This window comes from Clostridia bacterium, assembly GCA_036562685.1.
In the GTDB taxonomy this organism is placed as follows: domain Bacteria; phylum Bacillota; class Clostridia; order Christensenellales; family DUVY01; genus DUVY01.
Genome location: DATCJR010000114.1, coordinates 1 through 3,403, shown reverse-complemented (window position 1 = coordinate 3,403; position 3,403 = coordinate 1). Strand labels below are relative to the sequence as shown.

General features: G+C 32.1%; 5 protein-coding genes. All 5 read left to right on the top strand.

What is annotated here, in order from left to right:
• On the top strand, nucleotides 1–285 hold a 285-nt coding region (locus VIL26_05320; protein ID HEY8390352.1), incomplete at its 5' end, for a pyridoxamine 5'-phosphate oxidase family protein.
• Entirely contained in the window at nucleotides 272–817 is a 546-nt protein-coding gene (locus VIL26_05315) for a flavin reductase (GenBank protein ID HEY8390351.1), read from the top strand. The genes VIL26_05320 and VIL26_05315, both read left to right, overlap by 14 nt.
• Nucleotides 818–891: 74 nt before the next feature.
• On the top strand, nucleotides 892–1,410 hold the full coding sequence (locus tag VIL26_05310; protein HEY8390350.1) for an effector binding domain-containing protein: 519 nt from the start codon (nucleotides 892–894) through the stop codon (nucleotides 1,408–1,410).
• A gap of 124 nt (nucleotides 1,411–1,534) precedes the next feature.
• A complete protein-coding gene (locus VIL26_05305) occupies nucleotides 1,535–2,287 on the top strand; it encodes a TIM barrel protein (protein HEY8390349.1) in 753 nt (250 codons plus the stop codon).
• Between the two features lie 123 nt (nucleotides 2,288–2,410).
• Nucleotides 2,411–3,220, top strand: coding sequence for an alpha/beta hydrolase (locus VIL26_05300; protein HEY8390348.1), 810 nt, complete (start codon nucleotides 2,411–2,413; stop codon nucleotides 3,218–3,220).
• Nucleotides 3,221–3,403 lie beyond the last annotated feature (183 nt).

Here is a 3,403-nt window from a genome sequence, read left to right as displayed (position 1 = left end):
TCAACAAAAAGAGCCGCTCAATTTTTGCAAAACCCAAAAGCAAGTATATATTTTTGTGATGATATTGATTTTAAGGGATTATTGCTAACAGGTACTGTTGAAGTTTGTAAAGACAGCTATCACAAAGAATTATTATGGCGTAAAGGATTTGAGATATATTATCCAAAAGGTGTAGAGGACGAAGATTATTGCGTGTTAAAATTTACTGCTACTTGCGGCAATTATTATCACAAGTTAAAAAATTATTCATTTATAATGGAGGAACTCAACAATGTTGAAGCCTGAATATAATACTCCTTGCTTTTTTACACAGCAAGTTTTTTTGATTGGAACTTATGATCCTGATGGCAATCATAGATTTGCGCCTATTTCTTGGATCAGCTATACCAATGGCGCTCCTGCTTGTTTGATTATTAGCATTCAAGGTACAAAGCGTACCAAAAGCAATATAGAAAGAACAGGACTTCTATCAGCTACAGTCGTTACGCCTGAACTGCTTCCTTTTGCAGAAAGCAAAAACAGCGCAACTGCCAATAAAAATAAGGTAATTGAGCTTCCAATTGTTAAGGGCAATGTTTTGGATGTGCCGCTTATCGCCAATTCTGTTTTTAGCTATGAATGCAAGCTCTTAAAAACAGTTGAACTAGGTGTTACGCACACATACTTCGCCGAAATCAAAAAAGTCAATGTTCGTGAAGATATATCTAAGCTTGATTTTTATGACTTAAGAAAGATCAATCCTGTGATTTATTCGCCAGACAATTATTTTACTGTGGGCAATCATATAGGAAGGATTGGAGATTATTCAAAAGGCTGATACTTTAATTTTAATATTTTTGCACCTTACAAAGAGAATATAAAAATAATATAAAAATCAGTTTAGGCGATTTTATGCAATCAAAAATTACTTTTGAAGTGCAAAATTTTAAAGCGGTAAGAATAATAGGAAAAGAAGTGGTCGTTGGAAAGAAAAATCCTGCCGTTGAGCTGTGGGAAACATTTTTAAAAGATGGAACTAATGAGTTTCTTCAAAGTCTTCCTGAGCGTGTATCTCCGCTAGGTGATACTGTTGGCTGGATGGGCGATTATAATCCCAAGACGAGAGAATTCGTCTATATTGCCGGGATATTTACTAAGCCTGATACTCCTGTGCCTGAAGGTTTTTCTTATCGTGATATTCCTGATTGTCTGATGGGAATTGGCTGGATAGAAGGAAAAACTTCTGAACTGCAAAAAGGTGCACATGTTAAAACAGAAAAGATAATGAGAGATAATGGTTATGAGCCGGATTATTCTGTTGTTGGTATTTCATTAGAATACTATTCTTATGAAAAATACGCAAAATTTGAAGATAACGGCGAAAACACCTTTACTTTTGGATATTATTTGCCTTGCAAAAAGATTGTCTAAACGCAATAATCAAAATATGATATAAGAAATCTAAAGAGTCTTAAGGGAAAAACTCTTTATAGTCTTTAATATTGTACTTGTTTTTAATTGGTTATTATATCATATTAAATAAAGGGGATTTACAATGGTTGGAATTGGTTTTGATTTAAATAATATTGATAATGATATTTTAGACAAAATCGATATTTTAAATATTGAAAATCCCCTTTATCCCAATTATCTGGATAGCGAAATTCAAGCTGATATCCAAAAAATTATTACTGCGGATTACAAAAAAGCTATAATAACTGACGGCGCATATATTGACATCAATCCAGGCACTTCTGAGAAAGCGGTCAGAGAATTGACAAAGCAAAAGGTTATTAGAAGCATCCAATTTGCCGAGCAAATTCGTAGTCAAGAGATTATTTTCTTATCGACTTTTTTGCCTATGATAAAATTGAGTTCTTATGAGGATGCATTTGTTCAAAACTCTATATCATTTTGGAAAGAAGTTCTCAAAAATACAGATATTCATATTTCTTTATGCAATACATTTGAATATAACCCGGATATTCTTATAAGAATTGCAGAAGGCGTGAATAATAAAAATTTTGGCTTAGCTTTTGATATAGGGCATGCTTTTGTTTTTGGTCATGAACCTTTAAAGGATTTTTTTGAAAAATTAGAACCATATTGTAATACCGTATATCTTCACAGCAATAACGGAGATATAGATTCGCATTTGAATCTTTTTGAAGGAACATTAATTAATAGTATTGAATTTCAAAAAATCGTTTTAATGATTAAAAATAAAAATATCTTGCTAAAACCGTTTGATAAAAGTAATTTAAACAAGAATTTGCAAGTATTAAATGATATTCTTAGCAAAAATTAATTATTTTCATTTTTAGTAAATTTCAAAAAAAGACTTAATCATATCTTTAAAAAAGTTCAACTTCACATTAACATATTTTAAGGAATATTATAATCTATGTGATTTTTTCATCAGGAGGGAAAAATGGGGCAATATGTTAATGTGAATAATGTAAAGATATTTGTTGAGGACTTAAATCCAAAAGGCAGAAAGACAATAGTGTTTTTACATGGATGGCCTGGAGATCATACTCTGTTTGAATATCAGTTTGATAAGTTGCCGAAATTAGGTTATCGGTGTGTAGGACTTGATACGAGAGGTTTTGGGATGTCAGACAAACCTTTTGACGGATATGATTACGATACCTTATCGGACGATGTCAGAGGAGTGGTAGAATATTTGGGTTTGCGCAATTTTACTCTTGCAGGACATTCTACGGGCGGAGCGATAGCAGCAAGATATATGGGACGTCATAAAGGATATGGAGTTTCAAAACTTGTTCTTATCGCAGCGGCTGCGCCTAGTTTGATACGGCGTCCTAATTTTCCTTACGGTTCTGACAGAGAAGGAATATTGCAAATGATTGAAGATACATATAATGATCGCCCTGCAATGCTTAGAGATTTTGGAAATAAATTTTTCTTTCAGCATACATCAGAAGCTTTTTCTGATTGGTTCTTTAATATAGGCTTGAAGGCGGCGGGATGGGCGACTGCCGAAGTTGAGCAAACTTGGCTAAATGAAGTCCTATTTACCGATTTGAAATCTATCCAAGTGCCTACATTAATTATACAAGGTATTCATGATAAAATAGTTTCTCCGCAGTTATCAGAAATACAGCATAAAATGATTGAAAATTCAAAATTAGAATTGCTAAAATTTTCAGGACATGGCAGTTTTTATGACCAAAAAGATGATTTTAATGACTTGTTAGTTAAGTTTGTTGAAAGCTAAATTACATAATAATTCATATTAATTTTTACCCTCAATCAGTGTTTTTTGCTGTTGAGGGATTTTTATTTTTTTTTGTATATGAATGATACAAAAATATGTTATATTAATATAAATAAATTTAAGGACCTCAAAACTATGGATTTTAAAATTGATGTATCTAATACGACTATTGAAACTAAACGA